This window comes from Streptomyces subrutilus (assembly GCF_001746425.1).
GTDB lineage: Bacteria > Actinomycetota > Actinomycetes > Streptomycetales > Streptomycetaceae > Streptomyces > Streptomyces subrutilus_A.
This window is the reverse complement of sequence record NZ_MEHK01000001.1, coordinates 4,567,742-4,585,785: the sequence shown is the minus strand read 5'-3', so window position 1 is coordinate 4,585,785 and position 18,044 is coordinate 4,567,742. Positions and strand designations below refer to the sequence as shown.

Below are 18,044 nucleotides of genomic sequence, written 5' to 3'. Positions count from 1 at the left end.
ATGAGGAGCCGCAGGTCAGGCGATGCGGTCCAGCACGATCGGCGTGGCGGAGAAGGCCGTGCCCGCCGGGGCGACGTCGTACGAGCCGTCCAGGGAGGCCAGGGCGTACTCGAACTTCTCCGGGGTGTCCGTGTGCAGGGTCATCAGGGGCTGGCCCGCGGTCACCGTGTCGCCCGGCTTCGCGTGGAGCTCGATGCCCGCGCCCGCCTGCACCGGGTCCTCCTTGCGGGCGCGGCCCGCGCCCAGGCGCCAGGCGCCGACGCCCACCGCGTACGCGTCGAGGCGGGTCAGGACGCCCGAGGCCGAGGCGGTGACGACGTGCTGCTCGCGGGCCACGGGCAGGGCCGCGTCCGGGTCGCCGCCCTGGGCCGCGATCATCCGGCGCCAGTGGTCCATCGCGGAGCCGTCGGCGAGGGCCTTCGCCGGGTCGGCGTCCTTGATGCCCGCGGCGTCCAGCATCTCCTTGGCCAGGGCGATGGTCAGCTCGACCACGTCCGCCGGGCCGCCGCCCGCGAGGACCTCCACCGACTCGCGGACCTCCAGCGCGTTTCCGGCCGTCAGACCGAGCGGGGTGGACATGTCGGTGAGCAGGGCGACCGTCTTGACGCCCGAGTCGGTGCCCAGGCCCACCATGGTCCGCGCCAGCTCGCGCGCGTCCTCGATGTTCTTCATGAAGGCGCCGCTGCCGACCTTGACGTCGAGGACGAGCGAGCCCGTGCCCTCGGCGATCTTCTTCGACATGATCGAGGAGGCGATCAGCGGGATGGCCTCGACCGTGCCGGTCACGTCGCGCAGCGCGTAGAGCTTCTTGTCCGCCGGGGCCAGGCCGTCGCCCGCCGCGCAGATGACCGCGCCGGTGGTGTCGAGGACGTGCAGCATCTCCTCGTTGGACAGCAGGGCGCGCCAGCCGGGGATGGACTCCAGCTTGTCCAGGGTGCCGCCGGTGTGGCCGAGCCCGCGGCCGGACAGCTGCGGCACGGCCGCGCCGCACGCGGCGACGAGCGGGGCCAGCGGCAGCGTGATCTTGTCGCCGACGCCGCCGGTGGAGTGCTTGTCGGCGGTGGGGCGGGTGAGGGAGTCGAAGTTCATGCGCTCGCCGGAGGCGATCATCGCCGCCGTCCAGCGGGCGATCTCGGTCCGGTTCATCCCGTTGAGCAGGATGGCCATCGCCAGCGCCGACATCTGCTCGTCGGCGACGACACCGCGGGTGTACGCGTCGATGACCCAGTCGATCTGCTCGGGGCTCAGCTCACCGCGGTCCCGCTTGGTCCGGATGACGGAGATGACGTCCATGTGGTGCTTCCTTCTACGCGCATAGAGAGAGGGGTTTGCGGAAGTACGACGGCCCTCCGCCCGGGCAGGCGGAGGGCCGTCGGCACGGCTATCTCAAGTGGTCCGGCCCGAAGGCCTGCGGCAGCATCTCCGCCAGCGGAAGGATCCCCTTCGGGGTTTCCACCAGCAGTTCCGGGCCGCCGAATTCGAAGAGCAGCTGCCGGCAGCGGCCGCACGGGACGAGGATCTCGCCCCGGCCGTCGACGCAGGTGAAGTGCGTCAGCCGGCCCCCGCCCGTGGCCTGGAGGGAGGACACCAGGCCGCACTCGGCGCACAGGCTGAGCCCGTAGCTCGCGTTCTCGACGTTGCAGCCGACGACGGTCCGGCCGTCCTCGACCAGGGCGGCGACACCGACCGGGAAGCCCGAGTACGGGGCGTAGGCCCGGGACATGGCGTCCCGGGCGGCCTCGCGCAGGGCCTCCCAGTCGACGGTGGGCGCGCTCGTCACTTGCCCTGGCCCTTGCGGTAGGGCATCCCGTCCGCCTTGGGCATCCGCAGCCGCTGCGCCGACAGGGCGAGCACCAGCAGGGTGGTCACGTACGGGGCGGCGTCCACGAACTGGCTGGGCACCTGGTCGGTGAGCACGTACCAGACGAAGAGCAGCGCGGCGCAGGCCGCGGAGATGCCGGCCTGGAGGTACTTCTTCTTGTACAGCTGCCAGACGCAGACCAGCACCAGCACGATCGCGATCAGCAGCAGCATCGCGTGGACGTTCGTGGCGCCGCCGCGCAGCTTGAGGCTGTCGATGAAGCCGAACAGGCCCGCGCCCAGCGCCATGCCGCCCGGCATCCAATTGCCGAAGATCATGGCGGCGAGACCGATGTAGCCGCGGCCGCCGGTCTGGCCCTCCTGGTAGATGGGGCTGGCGACCTCGGACAGGTACACGCCGCCGAGGCCCGCCAGCGCGCCCGAGACGATCACGGCGATGTACTTGTACTTGTAGACGTTGACGCCGAGGGACTCCGCCGCGACGGGGTTCTCACCGCAGGAGCGCAGCCGCAGACCGAAGGTGGTCCGCCACAGCACCCACCAGGTGCCCGGGATCAGCAGCAGGGCGACGATGGTCAGCAGCGAGAGCTCGGTGACCAGGCCGCCGATGACGCCGGCGAGGTCCGAGACGAAGAACCAGTGCTTGCCCTGGAGATCGGCCATCCAGTCGGACAGCCCCGGCACCGTGATCTTGTAGATCGGCTCGACCTGCGGCGACTGCTTGGAGGAGCCGCCCGGCGCCTCGGCGAAGGTGAAGTTCGACAGGTACTGGGTGAAGCCCAGCGCCAGGATGTTGATCGCCACACCGGAGACGATGTGGTTGACGTTGAACGTGACGGTGATGATCGCGTGCAGCAGGCCGCCCAGGGCGCCGCCGGCGATGCCGACGAGCACACCGGTCCACGGACCCCACTGGTAGCCGGCCCAGGCACCGAACCAGGTGCCGAGGATCATCATGCCCTCGAGGCCGATGTTGACGACGCCCGCGCGCTCGGCCCACAGGCCGCCGAGGCCGGCGAGGCCGATCGGGACGGCGAGGGACAGGGCGCCGGAGACCTGGCCGACCGAGGTCAGGTCGTCGGCCCCGCTGATCAGGCGGACCAGCGAGACCAGCGCGAGGCCGCCCGCGATGATCAGCATGATCCAGGGCAGGGTGAGCTTCTTGCGGCCGCCGGACTTCTTCGGGGCGGCGGCCGTCGCGGAGACAGTGCTGGTGCTCACGCCGCGACCTCCTTGTCGGTCTTGATGGCGTGCCCGGCGGCGAGCTCCTCGCCGACCTTCTGCTGCTGGCGCCGGATGCCGTAGCGGCGGACGAGTTCGTACGAGACGACGACCGCGATGACGATCAGGCCCTTCATGATCGTGCCGATCTCCTTCGCGTACCCGGCCTGGTCGAGCGAGGCCGAGGCCTTGTCGATGAAGGCCATAAGGAACGCGGCGAAGAGGATGCCGACCGGGCTGTTGCGGCCGAGCAGCGCGATGGTGATGCCGGTGAAGCCGACACCGACCGGGAAGGCCAGGTTGTAGGTGTGCGTCTCGCCCAGCAGCTGCGGCATGCCGGCGAGGCCGGCGACCGCGCCGGAGATGAGCATCGAGGTGATGATCATCTTCTTGGCGTCGACCCCGGAGGCCTGCGCGGCGGACTCGCTGGCGCCGGTGGCGCGCAGGTCGAAGCCGAAGCGGGTCCGGTTCAGCACGAACCAGTAGACGACGCCGAGGGCGAAGGCCACGAAGGTGAAGCCGTAGATCTCCAGGCCGTCGCCGAGGGACACGGCCGGGAACCAGCCCGACTCGGCGATGTCGCCGGTGGTCAGGTCGTTGGAGCCCTCGAGCTGGACGCCCAGGTTCTTCGGCAGCATCATCCAGGCGATCAGGCTGGTCGCGATGGCGTTCAGCATGATCGTGGAGACGACCTCGCTGACCCCGCGCTTGGCCTTGAGCACGCCGGCGATGCCGGACCAGAAGGCACCGACGAGCATCGCCACGAAAATGATCAGCAGCAGGTGCAGCGGACCCGGCAGGGTCACGGCCGCACCGACCACGGCGGAGAGCATCGCCGCGAGGCGGTACTGGCCGTCGACGCCGATGTTGAACAGGTTCATCCTGAAGCCGATGGCCACGGCCAGGGCCGCCAGGTAGTACGTGCCGGCCTGGTTCACGATGAGGACCTGGACGTCCTCGTAGGCGGCGTTCTCCACCATGAGGCGCAGCGGCTCGATCGGGTCGATGCCCGTCGCCGCCAGCACGATCACGGTCAGCAGGAAGGCGCTGACCAGGGCGAGCACGGGCCCGGCCAAGCCGAGGAGCAGCCGGTCCTTGTCGAATTTCTTCATCGGGCCTCGTCCTCCGGTGCATCGGTACCGGGCTCGGTACCGGCGGCGGAGTGGTTGTCGGTTGCTTCCAGGTGCCCGGAGGCGGCGCCCGTCATGGCGGTGCCGAGCTCCTCCGGGGTGACGGTCGCGGGGTCGGCGTCGGCGACCAGGCGGCCGCGGTAGATCACCCGCAGGGTGTCGGACAGGCCGATGAGCTCGTCCAGGTCCGCGGAGATGAGCAGGACGGCCAGGCCCTCGCGCCGGGCCTCGCGGATGGCGTCCCAGATCTGCGCCTGCGCGCCGACGTCCACACCGCGGGTGGGGTGGGCGGCGATCAGGAACTTCGGGTTGTGGCTCATCTCGCGGCCGACGATCAGCTTCTGCTGGTTGCCGCCGGAGAGCGAGGCCGCGGTGACCTCGATGCCGGGCGTGCGGACGTCGTACTCGCGCACGATCCGCTCGGTGTCCTTGCGGGCCGCCTTGATGTCGAGGACGCCGCGCTTGGAGTTGGGCTCCTCGGTGACGTGGCCGAGGATGCGGTTCTCCCACAGCGGGGACTCCAGCAGCAGGCCGTGCCGGTGGCGGTCCTCGGGGATGTAGCCGATGCCGGCCACGCGGCGCTTGCGGACCGGGGCGCTGGTGATGTCGGCGCCGTCCAGCACGACCACGCCCGCGTCGGGGGTGGTCATGCCCATCAGGGCTTCGATCAGCTCGGTCTGGCCGTTGCCCTCGACACCGGCGATGCCGAGGACCTCGCCCTTGTGGATGGTGAAGGAGACGTCGTTGAGCAGGAGGCGGCCGGCTTCGACCTTCTCGTGGAGGTAGGAGTCCTCCGCTGCCGCGTGCGCCAGGCTCTCCGGCTCGCCGACGACGGAGTCGCCCGCGACGAGGGTCAGGCCCGACACGGTCAGCATCGCGACGTCCGTCACGGTCGACTCGCGGGTCTCCGGCGAGGGCAGTTCGGCGCCGACCATCAGCTCGGCGAGCTGCTTGGTGGTGGCCGTCTTCGGGTCGGCGGTGCCGACCGTGGTGCCGCGCCGGATGACGGTGATGTCGTCGGCGACCTTCAGCACCTCGCCCAGCTTGTGCGAGATGAAGATGACGGTGAGGCCCTCGGCCTTGAGCTCGCGCAGGTTGTCGAAGAGCGCGTCCACTTCCTGCGGCACGAGCACGGCGGTCGGCTCGTCGAGGATGAGGATCTTGGCGCCGCGGTAGAGGACCTTGAGGATCTCCACGCGCTGGCGGTCGGCGACCCCGAGGTCCTCGACCAGGGCGTCGGGACGTACGCCCAGGCCGTAGGCGTCCGAGATCTCCTGGATCTTCTTGCGGGCCTTGGCGCCGATGCCGTACAGCTTCTCGCCGCCGAGGACCACGTTCTCCAGGACGGTGAGGTTGTCGGCGAGCATGAAGTGCTGGTGCACCATGCCGATGCCGCGGGCGATGGCGTCGCCGGGGCTGCTGAAGGAGACCTGCTCCCCGTCGATCGCGATGGTGCCCTCGTCCGGCTTCTGCATGCCGTAGAGGATCTTCATCAGGGTCGACTTGCCGGCGCCGTTCTCGCCGATCAAGGCATGGACCGTGCCCTTGCGGACGGTGATCGCGATGTCCTTGTTGGCGACGACGCCGGGGAAGCGCTTGGTGATGCCGTGCAGTTCTACGGCGGGGGGCGGGCTGGACGCGTTGATGACGCACTCTCCTTGGCGCGGAAGGAGCGGGAGGCAGGGGGACAGGGCGGGGAGTGAAAGTATCGCGTCCACGATGCTTCTACGCGCGTAGCACTGTCGGATGTGAAAACTTGCGGCCGAGCGGCCACAAGCGACACGGAACACGGCTCGGGGCCCGGGAGCGATAGAGACCGCTTCCCGGACCCCGGAGACCAGAACGACCTGTCAGAACCGGTGTTACGGCGCGGTCTTGACGTTGATCTTCTTGGAGATGATGTCGGCCTTGGCCTTCTCCACCGCGGCGATGACGTCGGCCATCTCCTTGTACTTCGGGTTGGAGTCGGCCAGGCCGACGCCGTCCTTGTCCAGGCCGTAGCGGATCTCACCGGTGGCCGGCTTGCCGTCCTTGACCGACTTGATCAGGTCGTAGACGGAGTCCGAGACGTCCTTGGTGACCGAGGTCAGGATGGCGTCCTTGTACTTCGCCAGACCGGCCTGGTTGTACTGGTCGGAGTCGACGCCGATGGCCCACTTGCCCTTGGCCGAGGCGGCCTCGATGGCACCGGAGCCGGCCAGACCGGCGGCGGCGTAGACCACGTCGGCGCCCGCGTCGAGCTGACCCTGCGCGGCGGCCTTGCCGAGGTCGGGCTTGGCGAAACCGTCGAAGTTCGGCGGCTGGGTCAGGTACTGGGACAGCACCTTGGCGTTCGGGTTGGTGTCCTTGACGCCCTGGGCGAAGCCCGCCTCGAACTTCTTGATCAGCGGAACCTCGACACCGCCGATGAAGCCGACCGTGCCGGTCTTGGAGACCTTGGCGGCGGCGACGCCGGCCAGGTAGGAGCCCTGCTCCTCGTTGAAGACGAGGTTGGCGATGTTCGCGCCGGTCACCGAGGTGTCGTCGATGATGCCGAACGTGGTGTCCGGGAACTTCGGCGCGACCTTCTTGATGGCCGGGGCGTAGGCGAAACCGACGCCGATGACCGGGTTGTTGCCCTTGCGGGCCAGCTCGGTGAGGCGCTGGACCTTGTCGGCCTCGCCCTCGCCGTCGGTGGGCTCCGCCTCGGCGCCCTTGATCTGCAGCTCCGACTCGGCCTTCTGCAGGCCGGCGTACGCGGCGTCGTTGAACGACTGGTCGCCGCGGCCACCGATGTCGTACGCGATGGCGGCGCTGGCTTCCTTCGAGTCCGAAGATCCGGCGTCCGACGACTTCTTACCGCCACAGGCGGTGGCCGAGAGGGCCAGCGCAGCGGACGCGAGGCCCACGGTGGCGATCCTGGTGATCCGGCGCAAGGGAAGGCTCCTTCAAAACCTGACCGAAGCGCCACGACCGGCGCTGGTTTCGCGGCGATCGTAACGCGCGTAGATGTCAGTTAAAGGCCCGTTCATGAGTCGTTATCGGATCGTCGCGAACCGGACAGTGACCGATCGGTAACTGGTCTTGAGCCCAGCCCTTGTGTACCAAGGGCTGGACTCGTCCGCCGCGATCAGCGGGGATGCTGTACCGGAGGGGCCGTGTGACCTTCCCCCCCGGCCGTTACCTGACGACCCCGGCGCGCCGCGCGTCGAGCAGCGCGGCGGCCGTGAAGAACTCGACGCCGACGGCGATCGCGGACTCGTCCACGTCGAAGTCGCCCCGGTGCAGGTCGTGCTTGGCGGTGTCGCCGGGCCGGCGGACCCCGAGGCGGGCCATGGCGCCCGGGACGTGCTCCAGGTACCAGGAGAAGTCCTCGCCGCCCAGGCTCTGCTCGGTGTCCTCCACCGACCCGGCGCCGCAGCGGACCGTCATCGCCTCGCGCAGCAGTTCGGTGACCACCGGGTCGTTGACGACCGGGGGCACCCCGCGCACGTGGTTGATCTCGAACTTGGCCCCGTGCATCGTCGCGACCTCGTCGATGGCCGCGTGGATCATGTCCGGCGCCTCGTGCCAGGCGTTCAGGTCCAGGCACCGTACGGTTCCGGACAGCTCGGCGTGCATCGGGATGACGTTGCAGGCGTGCCCGGCCTCGATCCGGCCCCAGGTGACCGACATCCCCGAGCGCGCGTCCATCCGCCGGGCCAGCAGCGCCGGGACGTCCACGGCCACCCGGGCGGCGGCCGTCACCAGGTCGGTGGTCAGGTGCGGGCGCGCGGTGTGCCCGCCGGAGCCGGAGAGGGCGACCTCCAGCCGGTCGCAGGCGGAGGTGATGGGGCCCGGCCGCAGGCCGATCCGCCCGGAGTCGACCCTGGGGTCGCAGTGCACGGCGATCATCTTGCCCACGCCGTCCAGCACCCCGGACTCGATGGCCTCGGTCGCCCCGCCCGGGAGCACCTCCTCGGCGGGCTGGAAGAGCAGGCGCACGGGGCGGGGCAGCAGGCCCTGGCGGTCGAGCTCGGCGAGGACCAGTCCGGCGCCGAGCACGATCGCGGTGTGCACGTCGTGGCCGCAGGCGTGGGCCCGGTCCGGGGCGGTCGAGCGGTACGAGACGTGCGTCTTGGCGTCCGGGATGGGCAGGGCGTCGATGTCCGCGCGCAGGGCCAGCATCGGCCGGATGCCGTCCCACGTCCCCACGTCACAGATCAGGCCGGTGCCGGACTGCAGCACCCGTGGGCGCAGGCCGGCCTTCTCGAGCCGGGCCTTGATCGCCGCCGTGGTGCGGAATTCCTGGTGTCCGAGCTCGGGGTGCATGTGCAAGTCCCGGCGGAAGGCGATCAGTTCGGCACGCAGGTGGTCCGGAAGCTTGCCGGGCAGCTCGGGCCGCTCGGACACGGCGGGCTGGGCGGTCTGGGACTCGCGGGACATCAACTGGTTCACCTGTTGAAGGGTAGGCGCACCAATGACCCAACTGGCTGAGGATCACAAAAAGTTCATGCCGTTAGGGGAAAGAAACCCGGCCTCTGGACGCATGACCGCTTGCGTGCAGGGGTACACTCGCCCGCTCATCCGGCCGCACGAGCCGCCTGAGCGGGCAGTCTGCGCACATCGCGGGCGCTCTCGGCGACCCCGGCGAGGAAGCCCCGGGCGCGCGGCGAGGCGGACCCCGTGAGCCAGTCGGGGTCGATATCGCATACGGCCACGGTCACGCCGGTGCCGGTCAGCGCGTACGGCAGGGTGTGGACGACGGTGGACGGAAAGCTGACGACGGTCCGGCCGACCGGGCCGCGCCGCGCGATCAGCTCCAGCGGCAGGTCCGGACGGACGATCTCGAGCCCGGTGGCCTCGCTCAGCGTGCGCAGCTTCTCCGGGGACTCCCGGCGGTGCGCGAAGTAGCGGGTGGCGCCGTGCACCCGGGTCAGGGCGCGTACCGCGTCCAGGTAGCGGGCCGGGTCCACCACGCCCGTCTCCACGAGCGAGGTGCCGACCAGGTCGGTGCCCTTGGTCAGGCGCGGCGGGCCGAAGCGGGCCCGGGTCCAGGCGAAGTCGTTGACCCGCAGCGTCATCGCGCCGTGGGCGGTCACGGGCATCGAGCTGAACACCTCGACGTGCCGGCCGCCGCCCTCGGCGGGCGTGAAGCGGCGCCGGGCGGTCGCGGAGACCGGTGCGTAGGCCAGTTCGCGCACCCGGCCGACGAGTCCGCCGCCGCCCACGCGGTGCCAGCGGACCAGGCGCTCGCCGCGGGCGGTCTGGGCGATGAACTCCATGGTGGCGGTGCCGTCGTCGACCACCACGAGCCGTTCGGCCCGTACCAGGGTGAGCAGCAGCTGGACGTAGCGGGAGAAGGGGTCGCCCACGACGACCGTGTGCGCCGCGCGCACGTCGCCCGCGAGGGCGGCCAGCGCCTTCAGCGGCGCGAGCCGGCCGCCGCGCGCCTCCTGCCAGCGGACCTCGTGCCCCTCGTCGCGGGCGAGCGCCGCCATCCGCCGCAGCTGGCCGCGGGACATGGGGTCGGTGGGGGGCAGTACGACGATCCGGACCCGCCCGGCGCCGGCCGCGTCGGGCCCCGCGGCGGACCGGGTCCCGGGTCCGCCCCGCGGTGCTCCCGCGCTCCGGACCTGGCGGGGAACGCCGTCGAGCAGGGGACGGCCGTCCGCCGGGTCGGCGGCGCGCGCGTGGATCCACTCCAGCACGTTGAGCAGTTGGACCGGGCTCTCGACGAACGCCAGCGTGGGGCCGGAAGGGGTCACCGCGTACTCCTCATCTCGGGTGGGCCGCGGGGCGGACCGCGGTCAGACGGCGGCGAGCTCGCCCTGCACGCGGCGGAGCTTCTTCATGGGGCCGAGCTCGGACTCGTAGACCCGCTTGACGCCGTCGCCGAGGGCGGTCTCGATGGTGCGGATGTCGCGGACCAGGCGGGCGAGGCCGCCGGGCTCGACGGAGGCGGCCTGGTCGGAGCCCCACATCGCGCGGTCGAGGGTGATGTGGCGCTCGACGAAGGCGGCACCGAGGGCGACGGCGGCCAAGGTGGTCTGCAGGCCCGTCTCGTGGCCGGAGTAGCCGATCGGGACGTTGGGGTACTCCTCCTGGAGGGTGTTGATGACCCGCAGGTTGAGCTCCTCTGCCTTGGCCGGGTACGTCGAAGTGGCGTGGCAGAGCAGGATGTTGTCGCTGCCGAGCACCTCCACCGCATGGCGGATCTGCTTCGGGGTGGACATGCCGGTGGACAGGACGACGGTGCGGCCGGTGGCGCGCAGGGCGCGCAGCAGCTCGTCGTCGGTCAGCGAGGCGGAGGCCACCTTGTGGGCGGGCGGGTCGAACTTCTCCAGGAAGGCGACGGCCTCGGTGTCCCACGGGGAGGCGAACCAGCCGATGCCGCGGGTGGCGCAGTGCTCGTCGATGGCGCGGTACGCGTCCTCGCCGAACTCCACCTTGTGGCGGTAGGCGATGTAGGTCATGCGGCCCCAGGGGGTGTCGCGCTCGATGTCCCACTGGTCGCGCGGGGTGCAGATCTCGGGGGTGCGCTTCTGGAACTTCACGGCGTCGCAGCCGGCTTCGGCGGCGGCGTCGATCAGGGCGAAGGCGTTGCCGAGGTCGCCGTTGTGGTTGATGCCGATCTCGCCGACGACGTACACGGGCCGGCCGGGGCCCGCGGTACGCGGTCCGAAGGTGCGCAGGCGGGAGTTGGGGGAGGCGGTCATGACAGGTGGCGTCCTTCGGTGCGGGGTACGAGAGCGGGTGCGGCGCGGGGTGTGTCGGGTGCGGCGCGGGGGGTGTCGGGTGCGGCGCGGGGTGTGTCGGGTGCGGCGCGGGGTGTGTCGGGTGCGGCGCGGGGTGTGTCGGGTGCCGCGTGGGATGTGTCAGACGCGCGGGGTGTGTCGGGTGCGGCGCGGGGTGTGTCGGGTGCCGCGTGGGATGTGTCACACGCGTGGGGTGTGTCGGGTGCCGCGTGGGGTGTGGGCTGCGGGTCGGGTCGTACGTCGAGCAGGGGGGCGAGCAGGCGGGCGCGCTCCAGGTCGTGCGGGTCGTCGATCTCCAGGACCCGGGCGGGGTCGGTGGCGACGGGGAGCGTGCGTCCGAAGAAGCGGTGGCGGGCGGTGCGGAAGCCGGCGGCGTCCATGGCGTAGGCGGCGCCGGTCTCCAAGAGGTCCTGGGGCCGGTCCTGGCGCCGGGGGCGGTGCGTCGTCTCGTGGTTGACCCCGGTCCCGAAGCCCTCGGGGTCCTCCCGCCAGAGGAAGCCGTGGAAGGGGGCCACGGTCAGGGCCGAGTCGGCGGCGCCGGAGGCGACGGCCGAGGCGACCGCCTCGACGTCGGAGGCGGCGAGGAAGGGGCTGGTGCACTGGACGAGGAGGACCACGTCCACGCGGACCGAGTGCAGTTCCTCGAAGGCGCCGAGGGCGTGCAGGAGGGCGGCCTCGCTGCCGGCGGTGTCGCCGGAGATCGCGGCGGGGCGGGTGACCACCCCGGCGCCCGCGGCGCGGGCGGCCCGGGCGATGGCCGCGGAGTCGGTGGAGACGACCACGTCGGTGACGGTCGGCGCGGTGAGGCAGGCCCGGACGGCGCGGGCGACGAGCGGGGTGCCGGCGATCTCGGCGAGGTTCTTGCCGGGGACCCCCTTGGAGCCGCCGCGCGCCGGGATGACGGCGAGGCAGCGGGGGCTCACAGCTCCCCCATCCGGCGGATCACGGGCGCCACGCGCTGCACTCCGTGCCGGTAGGCCCCGCGGGCGGCGTCGCGCAGGTGGGCGCGGAGCCTGCGGCGCAGGCGGGACTGCCCCGCCGTCTCGCGCACCGCGCCGGGCAGCGGGGTGCCGTCGGGCGCGAGGTGCTGCCGGGCGAGGATCCCGGGGAGGTACCGGGGGGCGGTGGTGAGTGTGTAGTAGGGCGCGGGCGCCGGGAGCCGGCCTCGGCCCAGCAGTCCGTCGATCTTCGCCCGGGCGCCGGCGTAGGGGTCCCCGCCTCCGGTGACCCCCTGCGCCGCCAGCCAGTCCGGGTCCCCCTGCGGGAGCAGCCCGGCGTCGAGCTGGTCCCAGGAGGCCAGGCAGCCGGAACCCAGGAAGTGGTGGTTGCCGAGGGCTTCGCGGATGCCGAGGTCGGTGAGGACGGCCGTCGGGATGGAGCGGTTCAGCGACTCCAGGGCGGCGGTGGAGGAGACGGTGACCAGCAGGTCGGTGCCGTCCAGGACCTCGCCCATGTTCCCGTAGACGAGGCGGCAGTTGGACGGCAGCCCGCCGGGGAGCTTGGCTGCGAGCCGCTGGTAGGGCTGCTCCTCCAGGTGCGTGGTGTGCTCCCCGGGGCGGCTGCGCAGCTTGATCAGCACCTCGCGGTCCGGGTGCAGCCGGGCGTGCGCGGCCGCCCGCTCCAGCAGGTAGGCGCGGTCGGCGCGGCTGTCGGGCACGGAGGGCTGGACGGCGAACACGACCGTGCGGGTCCGCGGTCCGGCCGGCTCGTACGGGGCCCCGCCGAGGAAGGGCAGCGCCGTCTCGGTGACGGCGCCGGCGTCCGCGCCGACCCCCTCGTACACGGCCCGGAACCGCTCCGCGTCATGGCGGGAGTTGGCCAGCACGAGGTCGGCGCCGTGCCGCAGCAGCAGGCCGTCGGCGAGCTTCTCGTACACGACGCCCACGTATCCCGTGACGAGGACGGGGCGGCGCCCCGGCTCGGGCCACAGGGCGCGGGCCCCGTGCAGGACGGCCTGGACGGCCCCGCCGACCAGGGCGAGGACGACCACGTCGTAGTGCTCCCGCCCGATCTCGGACAGGAATTCCGCGCAGGTCACCTCGGTCGGCCGGTCGCCCTGGACGCCCACCTCGCCGAGCTGGCGCGCGGTGGGCGTGGCACGTCCGCGCAGCAGGAATCCGGCGAGCTGGTGGTCGGGCACGAGACGGCGGGCGGTGAGTGCGCCCCATTTCCATCGCGTGTCGGAATCGGCGACAACGGCGACGCGTTTGCGTTCTGGCACGCGGCAGAAGCTATTCCGCAATTTCGGTGATCGGCCCAACGAGCGCACAACAGCGGGTTAACAACGCGTCGACGGAATACGAAAGCGCCCGGGTTAACGCGCCCGCCGCGCGCCGTTCACGTGGAATCCGCGTCAGGGTCACAGTGAATGCCGGGCGGCGTCCTAATGTCTCACGGGTGCCCAAGCTCTCTGTTGTCGTGCCGTTCTACAACGTGCAGACATACGCACCGGATGCCCTGAAGAGTCTCGAACTCAACGCCCGGGACGATTTCGAGTTCCTGCTCGTCGACGACTGCTCGACGGACGGGACGCCCGACCTGCTCGAGCGGGCGGCGCGCGAACTGCCCGGGGCGGTGCACCTCAGACACGAGCGCAACGGCGGCCTGGCCACCGCGCGGAACACCGGCCTGGACGCGGCGAACGGCGAGTACCTCGCCTTCCTGGACGGCGACGACTGGCTGGCCCCCGGCCACCTGGCCCGGACCCTGGCCGCCATCGAGGCCCTGAACTGCGATTTCGTCCGCACCGACCATGTGAAGTGCACCGGCAGGACGCGGAGCGTGCAGCGCGTCCCCTACGGCCCGCAGTCCGTCGTCGCCGATCCGCGCACCGCGATCCTGCCCGCGGACCGGGCCACTTCGGTGGACTATCCGTACGCCTGGGCCGGGATGTACCACCGGCGGCTGCTGGACCGCGGGCTGCTGCACTTCACCCACGGGCTGCGGACGGCGGAGGACCGGCCGTGGATCTGGCGGCTGCACCGGGAGGCGGAATCCTTCGCAGCGGTCGGAATGCCCGGAATCTTCTACCGGCGCGGGGTCGCCACCTCATTGACGCAAATCGGTGACGAACGGCAGCTCGATTTCATCCGCGCTTTTGATCAAGTGCTCTCCGATACCGCCGCGGACGTGGAATCCGACCTGCTGCTCCCGAAAGCCGTGCGAACCTATTGCGCGATTATCGCGCATCATTTCGGATCCATCGAGAGGTTCGAACCGGACGTGGCCAGGAAACTCCGCTTCCTGAGCAGGGCCGCACTCGGCCGCATGCCCCAGGGCGTCCTGGACCTGGTCCTGGACTCGATGGACGGGGAGCGCTCCACCCTGCTGCGCCGCGTGCGCGGCCGCCGCCGCACGACCGCCCGGGGGGCGAACGCCTGATGCCCACCCAGATCTTCCTGGCCTCCACCCTCTACGGAGCCGCCACCCTCGCCGCCGGCGTCGACGCGGGTGTGTTCCCGCCCTCCGCCCGCCGGATCCTGCTGACCAGCACCCACGCCGTCACCGCCGAGGTCAGCGCCGGGGTCGCGGACATGCCCGGCTTCGACGCGCTGCGCCCCCGCTTCGACGAGGTCCTCGACTGGAACCGCGTCATCGAACCGCAGCACCCGAGCACCTGGAACCCCCGCCCCGAGGACGTCCCGCTCTGGGAGCGGCAGCTGCGCGCCCTGTGGGACCTCGGCGGGGACCGGGTCGAACTGATCGTGGAGTCCCTCCAGGTGCCGCCCGCCCAGGCCCTGTGCCGGATCTTCCCCGGCGCCGCCGTCGACGTCTACGCCGACGGCCTGATGAGCTACGGGCCCACGCGCGTCCGCCTCGACCCGCAACTCGGCATGCGCGTGCGGCGCGTCCTGCACCTGGACCTCGTCCCCGGGCTGGAGCCGCTGCTCCTGACCGAGTTCGGGGTACGGGTCGAGCTGGTGCCGTCGGAGGCGTTCCTGAAGGTGCTGGCGGAACTCCCGCAGCCGGACACCGCCCTGGACGCCGTCGGGGAGTCCCCCGCCCTCCTGCTCGGCCAGTACCTCTCGGCGCTCGACCTGATGACCCCCGACCAGGAGGAGGAGCTGCACGTCTCGATGGTCCGCGGCGCACACGCCCTCGGCCACACCGAGCTGGTCTTCAAACCGCACCCCAGCGCCCCGGCCGCGTACTCCCGCCGCGCGGAGGAGGAGGCCGAGCGGATCGGCGCCCGGATGACCGTGATCGACACGCCGTTCCTGGCCGAGACCCTCTACCAGCGGCTGCGCCCGGCCCTCGTCGTCGGCTGTTTCTCCACCGGCCTGCTGACCGCCGCCACGCTGTACGGGCTGCCGGTGGCGCGGACCGGCACGGACGCCATACTGGCCCGCCTCACCCCGTACCCCAACAGCAACCGCGTCCCGCTGGCCCTGGTGGACGCCCTGCTCCCCGACCTGGCCGACGCGGACGCCGTGCGCACCTGGACTCCCCCGACGCCCGAGCGGGTCCGAGCCGAGCCGGCCGGGCTGCTGACGGCGGTCGGGTTCACCATGCAGCCGCAGATCCTCGCCGCCCGCCGGCCGATGGCCGAGGCCTACCTGTCCCGGCACCTGACCGACCGCACCTGGCGGTACTTCACCCGGCGCCGGCTGACCGCGCTGGGCCTGCCGGGCGGCATCCCCGCCCGGCTGTCCTTCCTGCCGCGCAGCAGGGCGGTGCGGCGCGTGGCCCGGCGGCTGCGCCGCGTCCTGCGCTGAGGGGCGCCGGCGAGACGCCTCAGCCGACGGCGAGCTTGGCCGCGAACCCGAGGAACAGCACGCCCGCCGCCGAGGTGGCCCCGGCCGACAGCCGCTTGCGGCGGCGGAACGCGGCGGACAGCCGGGTCCCGGTGAAGATCAGCGTCGACAGGTACAGGAAGCTCGCCAGCTGGGACAGCGTCCCCAGCAGCAGGAACGACAGCGCGGGGTAGGCGTAGCCGGGGTCCACGAACTGCACGAAGAAGGACAGCAGGAACAGGATCGCCTTCGGGTTGAACAGGCTCACCACCAGCGCCCGCCGGTACGGCCGCTCCAGGCCGCCGGCCGGCTCCTCGCCGGTCAGGATCTCCTCCTGCCGCGCCTCGCGGTGGCGCCACATCTCCCACGCGGCCCGCATCATTCCCACGGCCAGCCACGCCAGGTACCCGGCGCCGAGGAACTTCACCAGGGTGAACAGCAGCGGGCTCGCCTGGAGCAGCGCCCCGGCGCCCGCCGCCGTCAGCACCATCAGCACCGTGTCCCCGGTGAACACCCCGCAGGCGGCCTTGTAGCCCTCCTTCACCCCGCGGCGCGCGGCGACGGACAGCACGTAGAGCGAGTTCGGCCCCGGCAGCAGAACGATCAGCACCAGGCCGGCGAGATACGTCGGAAGATCTGTCACACCCAGCATGCGCAGGAGTGTCCCATAGGGACGCACCTGTCAGAAGGGCGGTGTCACCAGGTGGAGTCCGCCGGGGTGTAGGTGCCCCACACCTCCCGCAGCGCCCCGCACACCTCCCCCACCGTCGCCCGCGCCCGCAGCGCCTCCTTCATCGGGTACAGCACGTTCGCCCCCGTCCGCGCGGCCGCCTCCCGCAGCCTCGCGAGCGCGGCCTCCACCGCCTGCCCGTCCCGCTCCGCGCGCAGCCGCTCCAGCGCCGCGCACTGCCGCGCCTCGATCGCGGGGTCCACGCGCAGCGGCTCGTACCGTTCCTCCTGCTCCAGGGCGAAGCGGTTGACGCCGACCACCACCCGCTCCCCGCCGTCGGTCTCCCGGGCGATGCGGTAGGCGTTGCGCTCGATCTCCGCCTTCTGGAACCCGGCCTCGATCGCGGCCACCGCACCGCCCCGGGCCTCGACCTGCCCCATCAGGTCAAGCGCGGCCGCCTCCAGGTCGTCCGTCATCCGCTCCACCGCGTACGACCCGGCGAAGGGGTCGACGGTGTGCGGCACGTCCGTCTCGTAGGCGAGGACCTGCTGGGTGCGCAGCGCGAGGCGGGCCGACTTCTCCGTGGGCAGCGCGATCGCCTCGTCGAAGGAGTTGGTGTGCAGCGACTGCGTGCCGCCCAGTACGGCGGCCAGCGCCTGCACGGCCACCCGTACGAGGTTCAGCTCCGGCTGCTGCGCCGTGAGCTGGACCCCGGCGGTCTGGGTGTGGAAGCGCAGCATCAGCGACTTCGGGTCCCGCGCGCCGAACTCCTCGCGCATGACGCGGGCCCAGATCCGCCGGGCCGCGCGGAACTTCGCGACCTCCTCGAGCAGGGTGGTGCGGGCGACGAAGAAGAAGGACAGCCGGGGGGCGAACTCGTCCACCGCCATCCCGGCCGCGAGCGCCGTACGGACGTACGCGATGCCGTCGGCGAGGGTGAAGGCCACCTCCTGCGCGGGCGAGGCCCCCGCTTCGGCCATGTGGTAGCCGGAGATGGAGATGGTGTTCCACCGGGGGATCTCGGCCCGGCAGTAGCGGAAGGTGTCGGCCGTCAGGCGCAGCGAGGGCCCGGGCGGGAAGATGTACGTCCCGCGGGCGATGTACTCCTTCAGCACGTCGTTCTGAACCGTGCCCGTCAGCTGGGCGCCCGAGATGCCCTGTTCCTCCGCCACCAGTTGGTAGAGCAGCAGGAGGAGCGCGGCGGGCGCGTTGATGGTCATGGAGGTGGATACCCGGTCGAGGGGGATCCCGTCGAACAGCGCCCGCATGTCGTCGAGGGAGTCCACGGCCACCCCGACCTTGCCGACCTCGCCGTGCGCCAGGGGCGCGTCGGAGTCGTGGCCCATCTGGGTCGGCAGGTCGAAGGCGACGGACAGCCCGGTCCCGCCGCCTGCGATGAGCTGCCGGTAGCGGGCGTTGGACTCGGCCGCCGTGCCGAAGCCGGCGTACTGCCGCATGGTCCACGGCCGACCGGTGTACATGGTGGGATAAATCCCCCTGGTGTACGGGAAATCACCCGGCTCGCCCAGTTCGACCCGCGGGATCCACCCCGTCAGATCGGCCGGTCCGTAGACGGGTTCGATCGGGATTCCGCTCTCCGTGCGTGCCATGTGACGAAGACCTCCGTAGAGCAACCGGGCCCGGGACTGGTACAACCGTCCCGCTTCGTAAGACCGCGGACGGCTGCTGGTCACAATGGCGCAACATCCCGGGACCCAGCGCAACTCTCCACGCGTGCGAGGCATCACCTAGA

At 71.7% G+C, this 18,044-nt stretch carries 14 protein-coding genes and 1 pseudogene; 2 read left to right on the top strand and 13 right to left on the bottom strand.

Translation table 11 applies throughout. The annotated features are described in order from the left end of the window. Positions 1-15: 15 nt before the first annotated feature. The 11 genes and pseudogenes from BGK67_RS21745 to BGK67_RS21695 all read right to left on the bottom strand — a co-directional run bounded on the left by BGK67_RS21745 (position 16) and on the right by BGK67_RS21695 (position 13,109). Positions 16-1,293: a thymidine phosphorylase gene (locus BGK67_RS21745; protein ID WP_069921640.1), complete on the bottom strand. Its 1,278-nt coding sequence runs from the start codon at positions 1,291-1,293 to the stop codon at positions 16-18. Between the two features lie 88 nt (positions 1,294-1,381). Further along, on the bottom strand, positions 1,382-1,780 hold the full coding sequence (locus tag BGK67_RS21740; protein WP_069921639.1) for a cytidine deaminase: 399 nt from the start codon (positions 1,778-1,780) through the stop codon (positions 1,382-1,384). Beyond that, on the bottom strand, positions 1,777-3,042 hold the full coding sequence (locus BGK67_RS21735; RefSeq protein ID WP_069921638.1) for an ABC transporter permease: 1,266 nt from the start codon (positions 3,040-3,042) through the stop codon (positions 1,777-1,779). The genes BGK67_RS21740 and BGK67_RS21735 overlap by 4 nt, the downstream gene beginning before the upstream one ends. Continuing rightward, positions 3,039-4,154 carry an ABC transporter permease gene (locus BGK67_RS21730; protein WP_069921637.1) on the bottom strand — a complete coding sequence of 372 codons (1,116 nt, stop codon included), beginning with the start codon at positions 4,152-4,154 and terminating at the stop codon, positions 3,039-3,041. The genes BGK67_RS21735 and BGK67_RS21730 overlap by 4 nt, the downstream gene beginning before the upstream one ends. Then, a complete protein-coding gene (locus BGK67_RS21725) occupies positions 4,151-5,890 on the bottom strand; it encodes an ABC transporter ATP-binding protein (RefSeq protein WP_432215467.1) in 1,740 nt (579 codons plus the stop codon). Before BGK67_RS21725 ends, BGK67_RS21730 begins: the two co-directional genes overlap by 4 nt. Positions 5,891-6,034: 144 nt before the next feature. After that, entirely contained in the window at positions 6,035-7,087 is a 1,053-nt protein-coding gene (locus BGK67_RS21720) for a BMP family lipoprotein (RefSeq protein WP_069921636.1), read from the bottom strand. A 244-nt stretch (positions 7,088-7,331) separates the two neighbouring features. Further along, positions 7,332-8,576: an amidohydrolase gene (locus tag BGK67_RS21715; protein ID WP_069921635.1), complete on the bottom strand. Its 1,245-nt coding sequence runs from the start codon at positions 8,574-8,576 to the stop codon at positions 7,332-7,334. A 137-nt stretch (positions 8,577-8,713) separates the two neighbouring features. Further along, positions 8,714-9,898 carry a hypothetical protein gene (locus BGK67_RS21710; protein WP_107488835.1) on the bottom strand — a complete coding sequence of 395 codons (1,185 nt, stop codon included), beginning with the start codon at positions 9,896-9,898 and terminating at the stop codon, positions 8,714-8,716. 42 nt (positions 9,899-9,940) lie between these two features. Next, positions 9,941-10,849 carry an N-acetylneuraminate synthase family protein gene (locus BGK67_RS21705; protein ID WP_069921634.1) on the bottom strand — a complete coding sequence of 303 codons (909 nt, stop codon included), beginning with the start codon at positions 10,847-10,849 and terminating at the stop codon, positions 9,941-9,943. A gap of 254 nt (positions 10,850-11,103) precedes the next feature. Next, a pseudogene (locus tag BGK67_RS21700) lies at positions 11,104-11,811 on the bottom strand (cytidylyltransferase domain-containing protein); the annotation flags it as partial. Continuing rightward, positions 11,808-13,109: a DUF6716 putative glycosyltransferase gene (locus tag BGK67_RS21695; RefSeq protein ID WP_069921633.1), complete on the bottom strand. Its 1,302-nt coding sequence runs from the start codon at positions 13,107-13,109 to the stop codon at positions 11,808-11,810. The pseudogene BGK67_RS21700 and the gene BGK67_RS21695, both read right to left, overlap by 4 nt. Positions 13,110-13,285: 176 nt before the next feature. Between BGK67_RS21695 and BGK67_RS21690 the strand changes: the two genes are divergently transcribed. Together BGK67_RS21690 and BGK67_RS21685 are read left to right on the top strand one after the other, a co-directional pair. Continuing rightward, a complete protein-coding gene (locus tag BGK67_RS21690) occupies positions 13,286-14,269 on the top strand; it encodes a glycosyltransferase family 2 protein (RefSeq protein WP_069921632.1) in 984 nt (327 codons plus the stop codon). Further along, on the top strand, positions 14,269-15,603 hold the full coding sequence (locus BGK67_RS21685; protein WP_069921631.1) for a polysialyltransferase family glycosyltransferase: 1,335 nt from the start codon (positions 14,269-14,271) through the stop codon (positions 15,601-15,603). The genes BGK67_RS21690 and BGK67_RS21685 overlap by 1 nt, the downstream gene beginning before the upstream one ends. 19 nt (positions 15,604-15,622) lie before the next feature. Here BGK67_RS21685 and leuE read toward each other — a convergent pair whose 3' ends face one another. Continuing rightward, the gene (gene leuE / locus BGK67_RS21680) at positions 15,623-16,273 is read right to left on the bottom strand and encodes a leucine efflux protein LeuE (protein WP_069921630.1); all 651 of its coding nucleotides are present in this window, start codon (positions 16,271-16,273) and stop codon (positions 15,623-15,625) included. Positions 16,274-16,317: 44 nt separating this feature from the next. Continuing rightward, the gene (locus BGK67_RS21675) at positions 16,318-17,901 is read right to left on the bottom strand and encodes an acyl-CoA mutase large subunit family protein (protein ID WP_069921629.1); all 1,584 of its coding nucleotides are present in this window, start codon (positions 17,899-17,901) and stop codon (positions 16,318-16,320) included. Positions 17,902-18,044: the final 143 nt, after the last annotated feature.